This window comes from Phenylobacterium deserti, from assembly GCF_003254705.1.
GTDB lineage: Bacteria > Pseudomonadota > Alphaproteobacteria > Caulobacterales > Caulobacteraceae > Phenylobacterium > Phenylobacterium deserti.
Genome location: NZ_QFYR01000004.1, coordinates 102,927 through 122,547, shown reverse-complemented (window position 1 = coordinate 122,547; position 19,621 = coordinate 102,927). Strand labels below are relative to the sequence as shown.

Below are 19,621 nucleotides of genomic sequence, written 5' to 3'. Positions count from 1 at the left end.
CTGAGTGGAAACCAAGCCTGCCCGTCGCCAGAAAAGCGCGCTGACCATCCACGACGTGGCGCGCTACGCAGGCGTCTCGCCCATGACCGTGTCCCGGGTCATCAATGGCGAGAAGAACGTTCGCGAATCGACCCGTGAGGCTGTGAACGCCGCCATCCGGGATCTGAACTATGCGCCCAATCCGGCGGCCCGCAGCCTGGCCGGGGGCGACCTTGTCCGCATTGGTCTGCTCTATTCAAACCCGAGCGCCGCCTATCTCAGCGAGTTCCTGGTCGGCGGCCTCGATCAGTGCAGCCGCAGCAACATCCAGCTGATCGTCGAAAAGTGCGATGTCGAAGGCGCGGAGGAAGAGGCTGCGCTGCGCCTGGTTAACACCGGCGTCGACGGCGTGATCCTTCCGCCGCCGCTGTGCGACTCCGAGGCCGTTCTCAAGGTCTTGGCGGAAGCCAACACGCCCGCCGTCGTTGTGGCCACCGGCCGCGCCCCGCCGGAGGTGTCGTCCGTTCGGATCGACGACTACGAGGCCGCCCGCGCCATGACCGAGCACCTGCTCGATCTTGGGCACCGGCGTATCGGCTTCATCAAGGGCCATCCCAATCAGACGGCCAGCGCCCAACGCTTGGAAGGCTACCTGCAGGCCCTTTCCGATGCGGGCGTGGAGCCGGACGCGGATCTCGTCCTGCAGGGCTACTTCACCTACCTGTCGGGTCTTGAGGCCGCCGAGCGGCTGCTGTCGCTGAGCCAGGCGCCTACGGCCGTGTTCGCCTCGAACGACGACATGGCTGCGGCCACTGTGGCCGCCGCTCACAGGCGCGGCCTCGACGTGCCGGTGGACCTCACCGTCGTAGGCTTCGACGACAGCGCCCTGGCCACCACTGTCTGGCCGGAGCTCACCACCATCCGCCAACCGATCGCCGAGATGTCGCGAGAGGCGGTGACGCTGCTGAGCGACGAGATCCGCAGCCGTCGCGCGGGCGAAAGCGCCAAGCATCCGCATGCGCTTCTGCAATTCGCGTTGATCCGACGGCAATCGGATGCGCAGCCAAATTCATCTGCTAAATAGCGGGCCTTCTTGACAGCCCGCGTGGGCCGGCTGATAGCGCTACCACCCAACTAGAACATTCCAAGGGAGGTCTGACCAATGAGCGTGCAAGCCGTTGTGGCGTGCCTGCCGCAAGACTGGCGTGAGGCCACCCTCGTGGGCCGTATCCAGACTGCGGAAGGCCCTGCTGTCATCGTCGTCCGCAAGGGCCGTGTACAGGACGTCACCAGCGCTGCGTCCACGGTGGCCGACCTGATGCGCGACTGGAACGGGGAGGGGCCGCAGGGCCGCGACCTGGGCGATCTCGAAGAGTTCGACTTCGCCGCCAACAAGTTGCTGACCCCTGTCGACCTGCAGGTGATCAAGGCCGCCGGCGTGACCTTCGCCGTCTCCGCCGTCGAGCGCGTGATCGAAGAGCGCGCACGGGGGGACGCCAGCCGCGCCGAACAGATCCGCCAAGACCTTCGCGAGCGCGTCGGCTCGGACATCCGCTCTGTGCAGCCCGGCTCGGACGCCGCGGCCCGCCTGAAGGAAGCCCTGATCGCCGACGGCCTGTGGTCCCAGTACCTGGAAGTGGCTATCGGTCCCGACGCCGAGATCTTCACCAAGGCTCCGATCCTGTCGGCAGTCGGCCATGGCGGTCAGATCGGCGTGCGCTCCGACTCGAGCTGGAACAATCCTGAGCCGGAAGTCGTGCTTGTCGTCGACCGGAAAGGTCGCACCCTCGGCGCCACCCTCGGAAACGACGTGAACCTGCGTGACTTCGAGGGGCGCAGCGCCCTGTTGCTCAGCAAGGCCAAGGACAACAACGCGTCCTGCTCCATCGGCCCGTTCATCCGCATCTTCGATGATGGCTTCACCGTCGACGACGTCCGGAGCGCCCGTGTGGACCTCGAGATCCAGGGCAAGGACAACTACCGGCTGGAAGGCCACAGCTCCATGGACCAGATCAGCCGCGATCCGCTGGATCTGGTGACCCAGGCCCAGAGCGAACACCACTTCCCCGACGGCTTCGTGCTGTTCCTCGGCACCCTGTTCGCCCCGACCCAAGACCGCGACGCGCCGGGCAAGGGCTTCACCCACAAGGTCGGCGACGTGGTGCGGATCTCCAGCCCCCGTCTCGGACTTCTCGAAAACGAGGTGACGACCTCCAAGGACGCGCCGCCCTGGCAATTCGGGGTGAGCGACCTGATGCGCAACCTGGCCGGCCGCGGCCTCCTCAAGGCGGAGAGCGCCCAATGACCCAGACCCTTCCGCAATTCATCGGCGGCGAGCGGGTAAGCGCCGACGCGCCTGAGAAGAGCACCAATCCGTCCAACACCAACGAGGTCGTCGCCCTCGTGCCGAAGGGCGGCGAGGCCGAGGTCAATGCGGCGGTGGAAGCCGCCCGGGGCGCCTTCCCGGCCTGGTCGGAAGCCTCGCCCGAGCTGCGCTCGGACCTGCTGGACAAGGTGGGCGACGCCATCATGGCTCGCCGCCAGGAGATCGGCCGCCTGCTCTCCCAAGAAGAGGGCAAGACCCTTCCGGAGGGCATCGGCGAGACTGTCCGCGCCGGCCGCATCTTCAAGTACTTCGCCGGCGAGGCCCTGCGTCGCCACGGCCAGAACCTCGACTCGGTCCGTCCGGGCGTGGAGATCCAGACCTACCGCCAGGCGGTGGGCGTGTTCGGCCTGATCACTCCGTGGAACTTCCCGATCGCCATCCCGGCGTGGAAGGCGGCTCCGGCTCTAGCGTTCGGCAACACCGTCGTCATGAAGCCGGCGGGCCCGACCCCCGCCACGGCCGCGGCTCTCGCCGAGATCATCTATGAAGCGGCCGACGCGCTGGGCGCGCCCAAGGGCATCTTCAACATGATCTTCGGCCCCGGCGCGATGGGCCAGAAGCTCGTCGAGCACAAGGACGTCGACGGCATCTCCTTCACGGGCTCTCAAACGGTGGGTGCGGGCGTGGCCAACGCCGCCGTCGCCCGTCAGGCGCGCGTGCAGCTGGAGATGGGCGGCAAGAACCCGCTGGTGATCCTCGACGACGCTGACCTCGACCGCGCGGTGATGGTGGCCCTCGACGGCTCCTTCTTCGCCACCGGCCAGCGCTGCACGGCTTCCAGCCGGATCATCGTCCAGGATGGCATCCACGATCGTTTCGTGGCCGCCCTCGCCGAGAAGGTGGCGGCTCTGCGGGTCGGCGACGCGCTCGACCCCAACAGCCAGATGGGCCCGGCGGTGAACGAGTCCCAGATGGAAACCAGCTACAAGTACATCCAGATCGCCAAGGACGAAGGCGGCCGGGTGGTCACGGGCGGCGACCGTCTGAAGCTCGCCAACCCGGGCTGGTACGTGCAGCCGACACTGATCGCCGACACTGACAAGGGCATGCGCATCAACTGCGAAGAGGTCTTCGGTCCCGTCGCCAGCACGGTGCGGGTGAAGGACTACGAAGAAGCCCTGGCCCTGGCCAACGACGGCGACTTCGGTCTGTCGGCCGGCATCGTCACCAGCTCGCTCAAGCACGCGCGCAACTTCCAGCAGCGCGTGAAGGCGGGCATGGTGATGGTCAACCTGCCCACGGCCGGCGTTGACTACCATGTGCCATTCGGCGGCATCAAAAAGTCGAGCTACGGCGCGCGCGAGCAAGGTTTCGCGGCCGTCGAATTCTACACTCAAACCAAGACGGCATACTCGTGGGCGTAAATTCAGCGATCTATCCGAGCCTCAAGGGCAAGCGCGTCGTCGTCACCGGCGGCGGTTCCGGGATCGGGGCGGGGCTCGTCGAAGCCTTCGTCCGCCAGGGCGCCGAGGTTCACTTCCTCGACATCCTCGACAGCGAGTCCGAGAAGCTGGCCGAGACCCTGGGCGATGAGCACACTCACCCGGTGTTCCATCACTGCGATCTGAAGGACGCGGCGGCCATCGCCGCCACGTTCGAGAAGATCGGTCCCGTCCACGTGCTGGTGAACAACGCCGGCAACGACGACCGCCACACCCTCGAGCAGGTCACGCCCGAGTACTTCGAAGACCGCATGTCCGTGAACCTGCGGCACATGATCTTCTGCACCAAGGCCGTGGTGCCCGCCATGAAGGCGGCCGGCGGCGGCGCGATCATCAACTTCGGCTCGATCTCCTGGCACCTGGGTCTGCCTGATCTGGTGCTCTACGAGACCGCCAAGGCCGGCATCGAAGGCATGACCCGCGCCCTGGCGCGCGAGCTCGGCCCGGATGGCATCCGCGTGACCTGCGTCACCCCGGGCAACGTGAAGACCCCGCGGCAGATGAAGTGGTACACGCCGGAAGGCGAGCAGGAGATCGTCGACGCCCAGTGCCTCAAGGGGCGGATCGAGCCGGCGGACGTCGCCTCCCTCGTGCTCTTCCTGGCTTCGGACGACGCGCGGTTCTGCACCGGCCACGAATACTGGATCGACGCGGGCTGGCGATGAGCCAAACGTCCGCGCCGGAGTGCGTCCATCCCGTTGCGGCCGAACTGGGCGAGGGCCCGGTTTGGCGCGCTGGCGAGGGCGCGCTCTGGTTCGTCGACATCAAGGGCCGGAAGATCCACCGCTTCTTGCCCGACACGGGCGAGGCGCAAAGCTGGGACGCTCCGGCGTCGCCCGGCTTCATCGCGCCGCTCGCGAGCGGCCAGTGGATTGCCGGGCTGAAGACCGGCCTGCATTGGTTCGACCCTGCCGCGGGCGTCTTCGAGCTTCTGCAGGTCGTGGAAGACCCTAGACTCGATAACCGTCTGAACGACGGCTTCGTGGACGCCCGAGGGCGGCTGTGGTTCGGCTCCATGCACGATCCGGAAGAGACGCTAACTGGTGCGCTCTACCGCTTCGACCGTGACGGCCTCGCCCGCATGGACGACGGCTACTGCATCACCAACGGCCCGGCGACGAGCCCCGACGGACGGACGCTCTATCACACCGACACCTTGGGCAAGGTGATCTACGCCTTCGACGTCTCCGAGGACGGCGCGGTCTCGAACAAGCGCGAGTTCGCCCGGATCGAAGAGGGCGCCGGCTATCCGGACGGTCCGGCGGTGGACGCCGAAGGCTGCGTCTGGACCGGTCTGTTCGCGGGGTGGGGCGCGCGCCGCTATTCGCCCGCTGGCGAGTTGCTCGATTTCGTTCGCTTCCCGGTCGCCAACGTCACCAAGCTTGCGTTCGGCGGGCCGGACCTGACCACAGTCTACGCCACCACCGCCTGGAAAGGCCTGTCGGACGAGGCGCGCGTTGCGCAGCCGCTCGCCGGCGGCTTGTTCCGCTTCAACGTTTCCACTCCCGGCTTACCCCAGAATGAGGTGCGCGATGTCTGATCGCACCCCCGTCCGTCGTTTCCGTTCCCGCGACTGGTTCGACGCGCCCCACCGCAGCGACATGACCGCGCTCTACCTCGAGCGCTTCATGAACTACGGCATCACCGCCGATGAGTTGCGGTGCGGCAAGCCGATCATCGGCATTGCTCAGTCGGGCAGCGACATCGCGCCCTGCAACCGGGTGCACCTGCGCCTCGCCGACCGTATCAAGGCTGGCATTCGCGACGCAGGCGGGATCCCGATGGAGTTCCCGGTCCACCCGATCTTCGAGAACTGCCGTCGGCCAACGGCGGCGCTCGACCGCAACCTGGCTTACATGGGCCTTGTCGAGCTGCTCTACGGCTACCCCATCGACGCCGTGGTGCTGACCACTGGCTGCGACAAGACCACCCCGTCGCAGATCATGGCCGCCTCCACCGTCGACATCCCGGCCATCGTCCAGTCCGGCGGGCCGATGCTGGACGGCTGGCACGAAGGTGAGCTGGTCGGCTCGGGCACGGTGATCTGGCGCTCGCGCCGCAAGCTCGCCGCCGGTGAGATCACGGAGGAGGAATTCCTCCAGCGCGCGGCCGACAGCGCGCCCTCCGACGGCCACTGCAACACCATGGGCACGGCTTCCACCATGAACTCGGTGGCCGAAGCGCTGGGCATGAGCATTCCGGGCAACGCCATGGTGCCCGCGCCTTACCGCGAGCGCGGCCAGATGGCGTACGAGACCGGCCGCCGCATCGTCGACATGGCCTACGAGGACCTGCGCCCGTCGAAGATCCTGACGCGCGAGAGCTTCATCAACGCCATCAAGGTGGTCAGCGCCCTGGGCGGCTCTTCCAACGCCCAGCCGCACATCGTCGCCATGGCTCGCCATGCCGGCGTTGAGATCCGTCCCGAGGACTGGATGGACCACGGCTACGACGTGCCTCTGCTGGTCAACATGCAGCCGGCCGGCAAGTACCTGTCCGAGCGCTTCCACCGCGCCGGCGGCGTGCCCGCCGTGATGTGGGAGCTGATGCAGGCCAACCAGCTCACCACTGACGTGCTGACGGTCACGGGCAAGACCCTGGGCGAGAACCTGCAGGGCCGCGAGGCTTCCGACCGCGAGGTGATCCGCCGCTACGACCAGCCGCTCATGGAGCGCGCCGGCTTCCTCGTGCTGAAAGGCAACCTGTTCGACTTCGCCATCATGAAGACGAGCGTGATCTCTCCCGATTTCCGCCAGCGCTACCTTTCGGAGCCGGGCAACGAGGGCGTCTTCGAAGCGCGTGCAATCGTGTTCGACGGCTCGGACGACTACCACCACCGGATCAACGACCCATCGCTGAACATTGACGAGCGCTGCATCCTGGTCATCCGTGGCTCAGGCCCGATCGGCTGGCCCGGCTCGGCCGAGGTGGTCAACATGCAGCCGCCGGATCACCTGATCCAGAAGGGCATCATGAGCCTGCCGACGCTTGGCGATGGCCGTCAGTCCGGCACCTCCGACAGCCCGTCGATCCTGAACGCCTCGCCGGAAAGCGCGGCGGGCGGCGGTCTGGCCTGGCTGCGCACCGGCGACATGGTTCGGATCGACCTCAACAAGGGCGAGTGCAACGCCCTGGTGGACGAGGCCGAGATCGCCCGCCGCAAGGCCGAAGGCGCGCCTGCCTTCCCCGAAAGCCACTCCCCGTGGGAGGAGCTCTATCGCGAAAAGACCGGCCAGCTGCGCGATGGCGGGGTCATGGATTTCGCTCTCAAATACAAACAGATCGCAGCCAAGACGCCGCGGCACAATCACTAGGGGACGTGGTCAGCCGGCTGGCTTGACCATGTTAGCGTTCTCAATAGACATTGTTCGCCCAGACGGCGGCGGAAGAACCGCCGGATGGGTGCGAGGAAAGCGGGCGAGGGCCCGACCAGGAGGTCACATTGGCTACTGTAACTAACGCTGGCCCTTCGGCTGGCATGAGCGCCGAGGGCGGGAAGGTCAACATGGCCTTCGTCGCCGCGATCGTCGCAGTCGCGACGATCGGCGGCTTCATGTTCGGCTACGACAGCGGCGTCATCAACGGCACTCAGGAAGGCCTGGAAAGCGCCTTCAACTTGAGCGCCCTGGGCACCGGCCTGAACGTCGGCGCCATTCTGCTCGGCTGCGCCTTCGGCGCCTTCATCGCCGGCCGCCTGGCCGATGTCATGGGCCGCCGCACCGTCATGATGATCGCCGCCGTGCTGTTCATCATCAGCGCCATCGGCACTGGCGCGGCTGACAACTCGATCGTCTTCATCATCTTCCGCATCATCGGCGGCCTGGGGGTCGGCGCCGCCAGCGTGCTTTCCCCGGTCTACATCTCGGAAGTCACGCCCGCGAACATCCGCGGCCGGCTGTCCTCCGTGCAGCAGATCATGATCATCACCGGTCTGACCGGCGCGTTCGTGGCCAACTACGTGCTGGCCCACACCGCTGGCAGCTCCACCGCCCCGCTGTGGCTCGATCTGCCGGCGTGGCGCTGGATGTTCTGGATGCAGGTGATCCCGGCCGGCATCTTCCTCCTGACCCTGCTGATCATCCCGGAAAGCCCGCGCTTCCTGGTGGTGAAGGGCCGTGACGCCGAAGCCGCCGCCGTGCTGGACCGCCTGTTCGGCGCCGGCCAAGGCAAGCGCAAGGTGGACGAGATCCGCTCCTCGCTGGCCAGCGACCACCACAAGCCGAAGCTCTCGGACCTGCTCGACCCGACGACCCGCAAGATCCGCGCGATTGTCTGGACCGGCATCATGATCGCCGTGTTCCAGCAATTGGTCGGCATCAACATCGTCTTCTACTACGGCTCGGTGCTCTGGCAGTCGGTCGGCTTCTCGGAAGACGACGCCCTGAAGATCAACATCCTTTCGGGCTCGCTCTCGATCCTCGCCTGCCTGGCCACCATCGGCCTAGTGGACAAGGTCGGCCGCAAGCCGCTGCTGCTGATCGGCTCGATCGGCATGGCCATCACCCTGGGCATCCTGACCTACTGCTTCTCCACCGCCACCATGGCGGGCGGTCAGCTGCAGCTGTCGGATCAGGTCGGCCTGCTCGCCCTGATCGCGGCCAACGCCTACGTGATCTTCTTCAACATGAGCTGGGGCCCCATCATGTGGGTGCTGCTGGGCGAGATGTTCCCGAACCAGTTCCGTGGTTCGGCGCTCGCGGTGGCCGGCTTCGCCCAGTGGATCGCGAACTTCGCGATCAGCGTCAGCTTCCCCGCCATGGCGGCCGGCCTCGGCCTTGCGGTCACCTACGGCTTCTACGCGGTGAGCGCGCTGATTTCCTTCTTCCTCGTGCGCTTCATGGTCCGCGAGACCGCCGGCCGCGAGCTGGAGGACATGGAGGGCTAAACGCCTTCCGATCTACCCGAATGTGGAAGGCCCGCCGGGTCCGGCGGGCCTTTTGCTTTTTGGACGTACGCCTGAAACAGTCTGCGCAGGACCAGGAGAACGACATGCTGAGGACGCTCGCCGCAGCCGCCTGCGCGCTGCTCATGGCCGGCCAGGCGCAGGCCGCCGGGCTGGCCCAGGCGCGCGTGGCCCAGGGCCTGCTCTCGGCGGGCCCCGTGGAGCAGGGCGTTACGGTCTTCAAGGGCGTGCCCTTCGCCGCGCCTCCGGTGGGGCCGCTGCGCTGGCGCGCACCTCAGGCCGCCGCCGCCTGGAGCGGCGTGCGACCTGCCGACCGCTTCGGCGCCAACTGCATGCAGAAGCCGATCGAGGGCGCGCTCGGCCCCTGGACTCCGGAATACCTGGCCCACGGCGACATCAGCGAGGACTGCCTCTACCTCAACGTCTGGACCCCGGCGGAAGGCCTCGGCGCCAAGCTGCCCGTCATGGTCTGGATCCCCGGCGGCGGCTTCAATCAGGGCTCGGGCTCGGTGCCGATCTATGACGGGGCTGGCCTCGCTCGACGCGGCGTGGTCGTGGTGACCGTCAACTACCGGCTAAACGCCTTCGGCTTCATGGCTCACCCGCAGCTTACCGCTGAAGGGCAGGGGGCTTCGGGCAACTACGGCCTGCAGGACCAGATCGCCGCGCTTCAGTGGGTCCAGGCCAACATCGCCGCGTTCGGCGGAGACCCGGCGAGGGTGACGGTGGCTGGCCAGTCCGCCGGCGCCGCCTCGGTTCATGCGCTGCTCGCCGCGCCGGCCGCCAAGGGTCTGTTCCACCAGGCCATCGCTCAAAGCGGTTCGGGCATGGGCTCCGGCGGCACGCCGCTGGCCAAGGCCGAGCAGGACGGCGTCCGCTTCGCCGAGGGGCTGGGCGCCCGAACCCTGGCCGAACTGCGGGCCCTGCCGGCCGACAAGGTGCTGGAAACGCCGTCCGGCATGCGCTTCGCTCCGATCATCGACGGGCGCACCGTCCCCGCTGACCCCACGCGGCCGGGTAACGCCGTGAGCGACGTGCCCCTCCTGACTGGGCTTACCGCTGACGAGTCGAGCGGCATGAACCGCAGCTACGGCAAGTCCACGCCCGCCGAGCTGCAGACCCGGCTGCAGACAGGCTTTGGCGCACTGGCGCGCCAGGCTGGCGCCATCTACCGCGCTTCGAGTGACGCAGACGCTGGGGAGGCGTCCAAGCGCCTGTCTCGCGATCGCGGCCTCGCCGCCACCTGGCTTTGGGCGCAGTCGCGCCTGCAGACCAGCCGACAGCCGGTTTACGCCTACCTCTGGACGCACGTGGAGCCGGGCCCGGAGGAGGCGCGCTACGGCGCCTTCCACTCCTCCGAGATGCCCTACGTCTTCCAGACCCTGGCCGCCTCGCCCGAGCGCCCGTTCACGCAAGAGGACCGCCGCATCTCAGACCAGATGGCCGCCTACTGGGCGAACTTCATCGCCAAGGGCGATCCCAACGGGCAGGGCCTGCCCACCTGGCCCAAGGTCCGCGCCGGCTCGCCGGTGATCATGGAGCTCGGCGCCCGGCCCGCTCCGCGCCCGGTGCTGGAGCCGGAAACCCTGAAGCTGTTCCAGGCCTATGCCGAGGCCGGCGGCGGCCTCAGCCTGTTCTGAAACCAAGTGACCAGCGCAGCCATTCTTCCGGCGAGGGGGATGGCTCCGTTGCTCACCCGCAGGCCTGGTCGTCGGCAGCGCAGGCTCTGGCTCACGCCAGGGCTCGCCTCACTTATCGCATTGGCCGCAGCGCCCGTCCTGGCGCAGGACCCTCTTGTCACGCCCCAGTTGCTGATCTCGCCCACGCGCCTGACCTTCAGCGAGACCCCGGGTCAAGGGGAGGTGACGCTGCGCACCACAGGCGCTCCTCAGACCTACGATGTCCTGCTGGTGGATCGGGTGATGACCCCGGACGGACGCATCCTCGAGGCCACCGATCCAGCTCTGGGACCGCTTGCGGGGCCGTTCCGCGCCAGTGCCCGACAAGTCCTCAGCACGGCTCTGACGACCGTTGCTGTTTCGCCGGAAGCAGGCTCCCGGGTGCGCGTCAGCTACGCCGGCGCGGGTGGGCTGGCGCCTGGCGAGTACCGCACGCACCTCACCTTCAGAGCTCAGCCGACCGCAGCGGCCGAGGCCAGCGCGCCGCGCGTAGTCTTCGCCTACGCCATTCCGCTGATCGTGCGGATTGGCGCTGTGGACGCCCGCGCCGCGATCGAAGCGGTGCGGCTGCGCCGGCTGTCGAGCCCCGGCGCCGCCCCCAACGCCGTCCTACAGACCACGCCGGCGCTTGGCGTCGAGCTGGTCCGTCTCGGCTCGAGCTCCGTCTTCGGAGACGTGGAGGTGCAATCGCTGCGAGATCCCGCCGGCCCGCTGCTGGCCGAGCTGCGTGGCGTCGCCGTCTATCCGGAAGTCGCCCGCCGCACGCTGGTGCTTCCGCTGACGCGGGAGCTTGGCCCCGGAGAGCGCGTGCGCATCCGCTACATCGACCGTGACGTGAAGCCTGGCCGCTTGCTGGCGGATGTGGAGCTGGCGCCCGGCGGCGTCCAGCATGCTCGGTCAGATCGCACGGCGCCCTAGGCCGATCGGCGTGCCGCCTCACGCGCCAGCGCGTGCTTGCGAGCTCGACGCCAGGGTGCGTCCCACGAGCGCCAGCGCCACGCCAAGATAGGCCAGCGCCATCGGCGCCCACATGATCAGCCCGGCGAGTTGCTGGTCCTCCAGGGGCGACAAGCCCCAGGCTGCGGTCGTCGCCAAATGGGGCGCATAGAGCGGTCGGCCAGCGAAAGTCAGCAAGGCGCCCAGCAGCCCCGTCGCCATCATCACCCCCAGCAGGGCGCCTGCCGCCGCCAGGCTCGCGCTCTGCCGAACCGCCATCCAGAACAGCACGGCCGAGCCAAGCAGCGAGACCTGCATCACCCAGTAGAGCAGGTCGCTTGACAACGCCGCGCCATAGGCGGGCGGCGAGTGCCAGATCCAGAATAGCGCCACGTGCGCCAGACTGGCTGCCAGCAAACCGAGGGGCGCCGCCGCTGGCCGGCGCGGCGCCCAGGCGATCAGCGGCGCAGCCGCCACCACCAGCAAAGCATGGTGCAGAACGCGGGCGGAAAAGAGCGCCGAGCTCAGCGCACACAGCGGCGAGACGAAGTTGATGGCCAGCACCGCGATCGCCGCCCATCCTGCCGTGGATTGGACGGTGCTGCGCCCCCGACGGAGGGCAAGCCACGCCGCCGCGATCGCCAGAACGCCGAGCACCCACGGGTCCAGATTCCAGCGCGCCGGCAGTTGGGCCGGAACAGGCCCTTCGCCGCAATAAGGGATCACCCGGTCCATCGCCGCCGACTCCCGTCAGTTCGCCTGCAGGCCTAACCGGCGGCCAAGGCCACGGTTCCCGCTGCGACACCCCGCTCGCGCCTTCCTCTGGAGCCTGTCGGCGCTCTGCCCTACATAGCGGCCTTGCGGCGCTCCAGCCCGCGCGTCTCCGCACTCATTGCGCCAATCCGTGAGCAACGTGAACCACCCGCAATCCCACAGGCTCTCCGTCGCGCCCATGATGGACTGGTAAGAATCTCAAGGAAAAACAGCCGGTTATAAGTGAGTGGGTGCAATAATTGCACGCGGATGTTCGCCTTCTTTTTCCTTTCCGTTCGCACGAAGATGTTCGCGGATCTGCGAGCGGAGGCCGATGCCGGCGTAACGCGACCGCCTTTTTGAACTACCCCAAACTTCGATGCGCGACGGACCGCCTGTTGCTTACCTGAGGCTGCGAGCAACAGCCTTAGCAGCGCAGCAACCACCTTCGTAAACTCCCCCTAAGTGGTCCCTGTTGGCACTCTGCGATGCACGCAGGAGTTGCCATGAACCAAATAGTGCCAAGCTCGACAGCTCCGGGTCGGGGAGCGATCACGCCAGAGATGCTTTGCTCGTCGGTTCGCCTCGAGGGCTTACGGGATAGCTTTCTGATCAAAGGCTACGCTCAGAACGTGAAGCCGTGGGTTCGCGAAGGTGAGCTGAAAGCTGTCTTCGGGAAGCTGAAGCTGGGCAACGTTAGCGTCGGCTTCAAAACAGATCCGTCGAACGCCCCGGAGGAGGGCGCGCCGGTGGTGCTGCGTGGCGTTCTTTCCCTTCAGCCAGGACCAGTCCCTGGCGCTTATCAGATCTTGGTGGTCGGCGAACAGGCCGGGACGTGGTCGCCTGGACGTTCCGAAAGGATCATGGCTGCACCGCCTGACAAGCCAGACCGAACGCCACTAGAGCTGTTCGTTGAACTGCACGGCGCTGAAGGGCTTGCAGTGCTGGTCTCCGGCAAGGCCGAAGGTGACGTTAGCCAAGCTCTGACCAGAGCCAACCTGCAAAGACGGCCGTCGCTGATACGCGCAAACTTCACCAACCCAGACTCCGTACTTGCGGCAGCTCGACAAGCAGCACGCGACGGGTTCGCAGGGCTGGCGATTGCCAGGGGCGGGGGAGTGGCTCTCGAAGAGCTCGGCAACTCAAGTGCCGTAGCTAAGGGGCTTATCGAACTAGGGCTGCCCTTCTATAGCGCTCTTGGCCATGGAGACGATGTTTCTCTGCTGGACAAATATTCGGACCAATCCTTTCCTACCCCGACAGAGTTGGCTGCAGCGCTAGGCCGCGCGGAAGAGCGCGTTGCCTTGTTTGCGGCGCTCCAGTCGCGAGCAGATCGTCTCACGTCGGATCTAGAGCGCTCTGAAGTCGCGCGGGTGAAAGCCGAAGCAGAGGGCCAGGAGCTCGCGTCCAAGCTAAACAGGACCGTCTACGCCACAAGGCGAGGCATCGTCCTCTCGTGGCGGGCGGCTGCAGCGGTGCTCATAGCGGCGGCTGTTGGCACTGGCGGGGGTGTAATCTGGCTGGTCACTCAACGTCTACCTGATCGCGAACCCGAATTAGCCTCCGTGAGGGCGGACGGGACGAGCGGGACGGAAGAGAGCGCACCGCGGAAGGAAAAGAGCGCACGGACAGACGGGCGTTCGGTGCATTCGAAAGAGACGCGGTGAGTAGCACCGCACTTGGCACCAGCAAGGCGTCAGGCGATCTCCCAAGCTTGGTTGAGGACCTGAGCGGCTAAGGCTGCCTTGTCCTGAGGCAGGAAGCGGCCGTAGTGGGCCGCGACCGTCTCGGGTGTGTCCTGGATCGCGTAGCTCGCCTGCTCGTAGGATCCGGTCTGCTTCAGGATGTGGGTGGCGAGGACGTCGCGCACGTTGTGCGGTCCGTGCGGGAGCAGGCCCTTAATGGCGCCGCGCCCTGTCCATGGATTGTGGATCCCGTACCGCTGGATGATCCAGCGCCACGCCTCGTAAAAGGTGTTCTGGTCGTACGCGGCGTCATCGCTCGTCGCCTTCGCCGTCTTGACGAAGAAGGTGCCGGGATCGGCTGCGGGGCCCAGGAGCACCGCGCGGTGCTTGTCCAGGTACGCGGCAATCTCGCTGTAGAGGTCCGCCACGTCCGGCAGCACGAGCCGGAAGGCGCGCCCGCTGAAGAACGAGGAGCCGGCGTTCTTGAAGGCGACATGCGGCACGAACACCTCCCAGCCGCTGTCGCGTTCGTTCCAGCGCAACTCTCCCCGGCGCGCCTCGGCCAACTGGCGCTCTGTGCGCGGACGTTCGCCTCGAAGGCACACCATGAGCTGACGCAGGTTCTTCTGCCGGAAGCCGAGGTGGAGCCCGAGGCGCACCATCAGGATCGCCCTGGAGCTTTCGGCGGCGGCCTTCGGGTAGCGTCTCGCACACGGCCGAAGGCGCACAACCTCGTCAGCGATCTTCTTGTACTCACGTACCGGGCTCTCCGCCTCAAGGACGGGGAGGATCGGCTCGAACGGGTCGCGATGCACCCGGCTGACCCGGGCGATCTCCTTTGACCGTGCGAGCGCAATCCGGTGCATGGCGGCGCAGGCGCCGCTCCAGTCCTGCTGCACCGTCTGGATCTCGGACGCGGTCACAAGGTTCGGGATGGGGACGAGCCGATCCGCGAGAGTAGGCGTCTGCGTCAGCCAACCCGTCTCTGGAGATGTGAGGGCCACGGCCAAGCTCAACATGTCGACTTCCCAGGCGGTGAAGAAGCCGCGCCGCTTCTCCCGCCAGGAGACGTACCAATCCCAGACGCGCGGGAGCACCAGCATGCCAAGGCTGAGGTCAGCCGCCGCGACGCCGAAGCCGAGCACCGGCCCGGTTGGGTGAGCAGCCAGGGCGCCGAGAAGGAGGCTGAGCTGCTCCAGCTTCTGGGCGGCGGTCTCGGCGCCCCAGACGCCGCGCCTCCGGTAGCCGTAGGGCGCAAGGGTCGAGGTCTTGAACGCGAGGAGCGCATGCATCTCGGCCTCCAGCGCGGCCGGCGCGAGCTGGGCGCCCGGTCGTGTGCGAAGGCGCCCGCGCAAGCTCGCCTCGAGTTGACGGAAGCGGATCCCGAAAGGCTGGGTGGCGGCGGTGGCCTGGTAGCGTCGATAGTCGGTCGAGCCAGAGACCACGACCCGGCGCACCCAGTCGAGGATCTCCTCCTGCTCAACCAGCGGCCGGCGATCGAAGTCGTCGGGCAGATGCCAGGCTAGTCTTCGCCGCTCCGCCCTGCCGATCCCGACGACTCTTTGGCCGGTGGTGGCGCGGGAAGGGTGGGGCAGCTTTTCCTTGAAGTAGCCTGCTGGCAGCCGCCATCGCGCCTCCAGCAGCTGCAGGACCCGCAGGCTCTCGCGATGGACGGGCGCTTTGAGGCCGCGCCGCCAAACGCGGAGGGTCGACTGCTCAATCGGACAGGCTTGGTTGGCAAGCACCGTCGCCAGCCCACGTATCGTGTCGCCGTGGCGGCGGATGTGGAGGTCGAGCGCAGCAGCGAAGTCCGGCGGGTCCAGCCAGGTGAGCTCCCGCGGTTCGGGGAAGGAGGGAATCGCGATCGGCTTGGGTGAACGTTTCCGCGATCGCCGATGACGTCCGCCGGCAACTGGCGAGGTCGCGGTCCGCTCGGTGCGCTTAGGATGTCTCAGCGCCGGCGCCTTTCGCAGCTCGCGTCTCAGGGCCTCCAGGCCGGGGCGAAGCGCCTGCTTCGCAGCCTCCAACTGCTCCTCATCAATACGAGCCGCTGCGGCAAGCGCCGGCCAGTCGATGCCGCGACCGCATGCCGGCGGCATCTCGCGACGATGAAACAGGTCGACCAGGTAGTTGCGGAGCGCCTCGACCGCCCTCGGGGGCAACAGCTCCGCGCATCGAAGGCGCACATAATCGGAGATCATGCGCGGGAAGGCGGGGTTGGGCTCCGCCTCACGCATACTCTTTGACATGTAAGTAGAGACCCTCCCGGCTCGTCTGGAAGACGCAGGGGAAGGGCAGTCACCCTAAGGCGGGCGGGTCACGAGTTCAGGTCCCATGATGGCAACCAGCCGCAAGCCGCCGTTTCGGAAGTCTTCTAAGGGTGGGAAGCCGACGTTAGCTCCGCGCCCGCGAACGAACCTCACCAAGGCGCGAAGCTGCACGGCAGCTGCCCTGCAGAGGACCGCTCTATCGTCTGATCTCCAGAACGCCGGCTTTATCGCAGGCTAACCCGCGGCCGCGCACGATCAGGCTCTCGCTGCGGCTTCCAGCGCCGGCCGGCAAATGCGCTCGACGTCCATTACAACAGCAGCCACCTGGGCCGTTACGTCGTCCTCTGGACTGAGCTTGAAGGCGATGCGGTTTTGCTCCCGGATGAACTCGCGCATGTGGTCTGTGTCGATCTCGTCCGGCCAATCCAAGATCGCGCCGGCGGCAGCGAAGACAATGTTGTGCATCCTGATGAGCCGCTGGTACGGCGCATCGATTTCCGGACCGAAGATCGCTAGGGCGACAGGCCGACGTGCCTCCATCCGGGCAAACAATGGCTCATAGCTCCGTACACGGCGCTGCACTGCATACCCGCTGTTCCGGATCACCTCGTCAGGAACACCGTCTTCTGCCTTCTGCTCGTGGCGAGTTATCATGGGTTGGCGGATCACCTCGTAAGCGCGCTGCGCCTCGTAGAAGTCCGTTAGGACCTGCTCTGCGACCTCAACCCGCCGCTTTTCGAATGTCAGCCGCCGGTCATGTGTAGCCTTCCGCTCAGCCAAGTCGCGGTCGATCTCACCCTTTCGCTCCAGCGCGTCTCGCTCGGCTGCGAGCCGCTGGCGGTGGACTTTTTCAGCAAGCTCCTTGTTGACGAGCAGGCTCCAAGCGCCGAAGCCGCCGGCGATGACCGCCGCTGTCACGGCAGGGCCAATTAAGGTCTCCCAGTTCATTGACCGGCGTCGTCCGTCGTCGGCGCGTGGGCTCGCAGCTCAGCGCCGAGCGCGACGAGCTTGATCATAAGGCTGCAGATCGCGTCCCCTTCGGTCTCGCCCACAGCCTGCTCGTGCGCACCGCCAATGTCGTTCATGCTCGACGAATAGGCGACGAAGCGACCGGTCTGATAGCAGCGCGTTACCTGCGGCGTGGTCCACCACAGAAGCATGTACCGGGCGACGCGCTTCGCATCTTCCGGATTGTGGCGCAGCGGAGCGACGCGCTCTGCCCATTCCACCAAGCTTGTCACGGCCGCCCCTCACGCTCGTTTGGCGCGAATGTCCTCCGCGGCAGCCAGCCGCGCAAGCGCGCGCACGGTACAACGAGGAGGGTAGCGACGAGAGTCGCGGAAGCGGCGAGCTTCATCCCTCAGGTTATGCTCGTGCGTTGAAGGTCCGCAACGGGCCGGTAGCGGACCTCGGCGTGTCTCCGCAAAGCGGACGTTGGCCCTCACCGCCGGGGAGCAGACATTTTGTTCCAGACCGCGACACCGTTGTCGCGGCGGGTCAGGTGTTCGAACCTGCTCATCGCAGCCGACTTGCTGCCGCTACTGTATCCCTGGCGTACTTGGTCGGAGTCCGGCCCGCCCTGAAGACCTCGTTGCGCCACGTCATTCACGGGGGCACCCAGAGCGGATAACGACTTGCATCCTAAAGGATGGGGTTCGCGGCCCACTTAGGCCTTGCGCGCGAAACCGACTGACTTGTGGGCGGCAATCCGGATCAGGGTGACCTTGTCGCCGTCATCGTTCCAAACGGCCGCACTCAAGCCCCAATAGAAGCGGTGTTCGGCGGGCTCTCCGGCTTCCCTCGTCGTTGCGTCCTTGCCCTTGCCGGTGAGGAGCACGACCCGGTCACCCTTCGCAACGGTCGTCGGTGGAAACCAAAACGTGTGGCGGTGCAAATTGCTGGTAGTGCCTTTGGAGTCATAAGTGCAGTCAGCGAGGATGTAGTCCGCCAAGTCGCAGGCCTCCACAGCCTCCAGACGCACCAATTCTTGACTCGCATCGCCTCGGGCGCGTGCCGCAACGACCTTCAAGTGCATTCCGTACCCCGTCTCGGCGCCGCTTGCGCGGTCGCGGTTAGTTATGGCGGCGGGTTCGACTCTCGACCGCCAGCAAGGGCTGCTCGCATTCCGCCTGAGCACGTCGTGTCAGTGCTGCCCCATTGGCAGACATTCACCTGCCTTCCTAGAGGGCCTGGCGATTCGGTGACTTGGCAAATTCGCGCGGCTGCTTTGGCGCCGATCAACCTTGATCAGCCCAGCTCCTCACTCAGCGCTCGCTGCGACCTCTTTCGCCGCAGCACGCTCGAAGATCCGCCTGGGCAGGTTACCTTTCAACACCGGTAGCGGAGGCACCTCAGCCCCGGCAGCGCTGCACAAGGCAGCAAAGTGCGCGCGAAAATAGGGGTAGGCAGTGAACCGCCCGACCCGCTCTAGATACGCCTTCGCAGCTTCGGCGGGGGGTTTCCCGGCAACAGAGAACGCAACGACGTAGCTCGAACGCACCTTAAGGACCCAGCGCCGACCAAGCTTGCATCCTGCCTCGACCGCAATCTCACCGATCAAGAAGTTGGAATCTTGATCGTAAGTGCTGCTCTCGAGGTCACACCCGTAGCGGAAGGCGACTTCGTCGCTCGCTGCGAAGAAGGCGGGTTGGAGATCGAAGCTACTCTTCACGAGCTTGACATCGACCAACTCGGCCGCGTCCACCACTCGGTTATAGTCCTGCGGATCCACTTTGGGAGCAGGTTCTTTGCCAGACATTTGCTATGCAGCTCTACGGTAAGCGTCGAGCCAAACAATTTTGGCATGACCGTTGGATGCTGACGTCTCGACTTTGTTGGCGGAAGTCACCTCCTCCGCGCTCCAAGAGCTCACAGCGGAACTCGTGATGTTGAGCCAAGATGCGTCCTCATCGCCCACCACGGACGCTCGTGCGTGCGCGTCAAAGGTTCGACGCGTACAAAGCTTCGGCTCCTCATCCATCGCGGAATAGATTCGCGCGATGGTTCTGCACGTCAGGTTGCCGCCGGCATCTCCCAACAGTTGGCTCACGTACGCCGCGGAGACACCCAACCGTCGCGCAAGTTCAGACCGCGAGACATCCTTACGCTTCAGCATCAGCGAGATCTCATATTGAACTTCGGCAATGAAACCTTCTTCAGCGAACTCGCCGCGAAGTTCTTCGTCATCCAGATCAAAGAACGGCTTCATGAACATCATCCTCATTTAGACCCTAGCGCTTTGATCACCCGAAGCGCCTCCTCCCCAACCCGCTTGTACATCGCTGGGTCGGCCTGATTATCTTTCTTCGCGGGATCGATAGCTGAAACCAAAAATGTTTCTTTTCCCTCAATCTCGCGTGTAAAGCCGTAGTACCTAGCTTGGTAAGACTTGAAGACAGAGACTCGGATGTTGTCGCCAGCGCCCTTCCAACGAGTCTGGAACTTGAACCGTTCCTCGGGAATGGCTGCATCCTTTTGGTCTCGAACCCAAATTTTCATCCAGTGCAGTACCGAGGCTTGGTCTTTTTTCTCGACCTTCTTCTGGGCCTTCGCGAGCCCCGTGTTCACAACAACCCTCCGGGTGTCGCT

General features: G+C 66.0%; 18 protein-coding genes. 10 read left to right on the top strand and 8 right to left on the bottom strand.

Annotated features, from left to right (window positions below; translation table 11 throughout):
• Window positions 1-4 precede the first annotated feature (4 nt).
• From DJ018_RS15425 to DJ018_RS15385, 9 genes are all read left to right on the top strand, one after another.
• On the top strand, window positions 5-1,063 hold the full coding sequence (locus DJ018_RS15425; RefSeq protein ID WP_111515867.1) for a LacI family DNA-binding transcriptional regulator: 1,059 nt from the start codon (window positions 5-7) through the stop codon (window positions 1,061-1,063).
• 78 nt (window positions 1,064-1,141) lie between these two features.
• On the top strand, window positions 1,142-2,284 hold the full coding sequence (locus DJ018_RS15420; RefSeq protein ID WP_111515866.1) for a fumarylacetoacetate hydrolase family protein: 1,143 nt from the start codon (window positions 1,142-1,144) through the stop codon (window positions 2,282-2,284).
• A complete protein-coding gene (locus DJ018_RS15415) occupies window positions 2,281-3,729 on the top strand; it encodes an aldehyde dehydrogenase family protein (protein WP_111515865.1) in 1,449 nt (482 codons plus the stop codon). The genes DJ018_RS15420 and DJ018_RS15415 overlap by 4 nt, the downstream gene beginning before the upstream one ends.
• Complete coding sequence (gene xylB, locus DJ018_RS15410; protein WP_111515864.1) at window positions 3,720-4,472, top strand: D-xylose 1-dehydrogenase; 753 nt, start codon at window positions 3,720-3,722, stop codon at window positions 4,470-4,472. Before DJ018_RS15415 ends, xylB begins: the two co-directional genes overlap by 10 nt.
• Window positions 4,469-5,347 (top strand): SMP-30/gluconolactonase/LRE family protein, encoded by an 879-nt coding sequence (locus DJ018_RS15405; protein ID WP_111515863.1) that lies wholly within the window; start codon window positions 4,469-4,471, stop codon window positions 5,345-5,347. Before xylB ends, DJ018_RS15405 begins: the two co-directional genes overlap by 4 nt.
• Window positions 5,340-7,121, top strand: a complete 1,782-nt coding sequence (locus DJ018_RS15400) for an IlvD/Edd family dehydratase (protein WP_165842941.1) — start codon at window positions 5,340-5,342, stop codon at window positions 7,119-7,121. The genes DJ018_RS15405 and DJ018_RS15400 overlap by 8 nt, the downstream gene beginning before the upstream one ends.
• A 128-nt stretch (window positions 7,122-7,249) precedes the next feature.
• Window positions 7,250-8,692 (top strand): sugar porter family MFS transporter, encoded by a 1,443-nt coding sequence (locus DJ018_RS15395; protein ID WP_111515861.1) that lies wholly within the window; start codon window positions 7,250-7,252, stop codon window positions 8,690-8,692.
• Between the two features lie 104 nt (window positions 8,693-8,796).
• Window positions 8,797-10,350: a carboxylesterase/lipase family protein gene (locus DJ018_RS15390; protein ID WP_165842940.1), complete on the top strand. Its 1,554-nt coding sequence runs from the start codon at window positions 8,797-8,799 to the stop codon at window positions 10,348-10,350.
• Between the two features lie 39 nt (window positions 10,351-10,389).
• Window positions 10,390-11,307, top strand: a complete 918-nt coding sequence (locus DJ018_RS15385; RefSeq protein WP_133254314.1) for a fimbrial biogenesis chaperone — start codon at window positions 10,390-10,392, stop codon at window positions 11,305-11,307.
• An 18-nt stretch (window positions 11,308-11,325) separates the two neighbouring features.
• Here the strand turns inward: DJ018_RS15385 and DJ018_RS15380 are convergent, their stop codons facing one another.
• Complete coding sequence (locus DJ018_RS15380) at window positions 11,326-12,060, bottom strand: cytochrome c oxidase assembly protein (protein ID WP_111515858.1); 735 nt, start codon at window positions 12,058-12,060, stop codon at window positions 11,326-11,328.
• A 524-nt stretch (window positions 12,061-12,584) separates the two neighbouring features.
• Between DJ018_RS15380 and DJ018_RS15375 the strand changes: the two genes are divergently transcribed.
• Window positions 12,585-13,745: an exodeoxyribonuclease VII large subunit gene (locus tag DJ018_RS15375; RefSeq protein ID WP_205853784.1), complete on the top strand. Its 1,161-nt coding sequence runs from the start codon at window positions 12,585-12,587 to the stop codon at window positions 13,743-13,745.
• Between the two features lie 29 nt (window positions 13,746-13,774).
• On the opposite strand, the gene DJ018_RS19495 is transcribed toward DJ018_RS15375, so the two are convergent.
• The 7 genes from DJ018_RS19495 to DJ018_RS15340 form a co-directional block, all read right to left on the bottom strand.
• Window positions 13,775-16,012, bottom strand: a complete 2,238-nt coding sequence (locus DJ018_RS19495) for a hypothetical protein (protein ID WP_240609580.1) — start codon at window positions 16,010-16,012, stop codon at window positions 13,775-13,777.
• 276 nt (window positions 16,013-16,288) lie between these two features.
• Window positions 16,289-16,981 carry a hypothetical protein gene (locus DJ018_RS15365; protein WP_111515856.1) on the bottom strand — a complete coding sequence of 231 codons (693 nt, stop codon included), beginning with the start codon at window positions 16,979-16,981 and terminating at the stop codon, window positions 16,289-16,291.
• Complete coding sequence (locus DJ018_RS15360; RefSeq protein WP_111515855.1) at window positions 16,978-17,274, bottom strand: hypothetical protein; 297 nt, start codon at window positions 17,272-17,274, stop codon at window positions 16,978-16,980. Before DJ018_RS15360 ends, DJ018_RS15365 begins: the two co-directional genes overlap by 4 nt.
• A gap of 425 nt (window positions 17,275-17,699) precedes the next feature.
• Complete coding sequence (locus tag DJ018_RS15355) at window positions 17,700-17,984, bottom strand: hypothetical protein (protein ID WP_133254313.1); 285 nt, start codon at window positions 17,982-17,984, stop codon at window positions 17,700-17,702.
• Between the two features lie 309 nt (window positions 17,985-18,293).
• Window positions 18,294-18,791, bottom strand: coding sequence for a hypothetical protein (locus tag DJ018_RS15350; protein WP_133254312.1), 498 nt, complete (start codon window positions 18,789-18,791; stop codon window positions 18,294-18,296).
• Between the two features lie 3 nt (window positions 18,792-18,794).
• Entirely contained in the window at window positions 18,795-19,241 is a 447-nt protein-coding gene (locus DJ018_RS15345; protein ID WP_133254311.1) for a helix-turn-helix domain-containing protein, read from the bottom strand.
• 11 nt (window positions 19,242-19,252) lie between these two features.
• Window positions 19,253-19,600 carry a hypothetical protein gene (locus DJ018_RS15340; protein ID WP_133254310.1) on the bottom strand — a complete coding sequence of 116 codons (348 nt, stop codon included), beginning with the start codon at window positions 19,598-19,600 and terminating at the stop codon, window positions 19,253-19,255.
• Between the last annotated feature and the right edge of the window lie 21 nt (window positions 19,601-19,621).